The organism is Bacteroides sp. HMSC067B03 (genome assembly GCF_001811315.1).
Classification (GTDB): domain Bacteria; phylum Bacteroidota; class Bacteroidia; order Bacteroidales; family Bacteroidaceae; genus Bacteroides; species Bacteroides faecis.
This window is the reverse complement of the sequence record NZ_KV804457.1, coordinates 1-1,024: the sequence shown is the minus strand read 5'-3', so window position 1 is coordinate 1,024 and position 1,024 is coordinate 1. Positions and strand designations below refer to the sequence as shown.

At 39.2% G+C, this 1,024-nt stretch carries 1 protein-coding gene; it reads left to right on the top strand.

The genetic code is table 11. The features are described 5' to 3' along the window. Window positions 1-32 precede the first annotated feature (32 nt). A complete protein-coding gene (locus HMPREF2794_RS22790) occupies window positions 33-1,010 on the top strand; it encodes an IS982 family transposase (protein ID WP_070752807.1) in 978 nt (325 codons plus the stop codon). Window positions 1,011-1,024 lie beyond the last annotated feature (14 nt).

The window sequence follows — 1,024 nt, the reverse complement described above, 5'->3', positions numbered from 1 at the left end:
TAACCCGTTGGCGGAATTAAATAAATAACCGTATGAGTATTAAAAAGTTGTACATATCACTGATATTTAGTAAATTAGTAGTGACCAAACTATTAATTACAATCAATTCCATGCACAACTTATATGCAATATTCGTAAGATTTCTCGACATCTGCAAGCAATTGGCCGATAATTTGGTGAATGAGTCCGGCAATATCCCAAGATGTGGAGTGGTTCCCAGGTTTTCGGACTTGGAGATAATAGCCCTAAGCCTGACATCAGAAGCGATCGGTATTGACAGTGAATCTTTTCTGTTTTCCAAGCTACAGGAATATAGGACGGAAATCCCGAATCTGGTCTCCCGTCGACAATATAATGACAGACGGAAATACACGTCTTCACTCTGTAAGGTCATTCGTGAGAGGATGGTTCAACGTCTGGATGGATGCGAAGAATACTTTTGCATAGATTCCAAACCGATAGAGGTTTGTCGCTTAGCTCGTGCAAGACGATGCAAGATGGGGAAGAATAATTATGAAAAATCTCCTGCAATCGGCTATTGCGCCTCCCAAGGTGTATATTACTATGGTTATAAATTACATGCTCTCTGCGGATTGAACGGGGTTGTACATTCATTTGACCTGACAAAGGCCAATGTACACGACATTCATTATTTGAAGGATATAAGGACAGAATATAACAATTGCACTCTCATCGGTGATAAGGGATATATCAGCACAGAGATACAATTGGATTTGTTTGAAACAGTAAATATTAGTCTTGAAGTGCCATATCGGTCAAATCAGAAGGACTGGAAACCCACATTCGCTCCATTTGCGAAGTTCAGAAAGAGAATTGAGACACTTTTTTCACAGCTTTGTGATCAATTTATGATTGTTCGGAACTATGCAAAGGATATAGAAGGATTGTTCACCCGCATTATCGGGAAAATTAGCGCATTGACAATCCTACAATATATTAACAAACTAAATGGAAGACCCATTGGAAGAATTAAATATGCGCTGATTTAATTCCGCCAACGGGT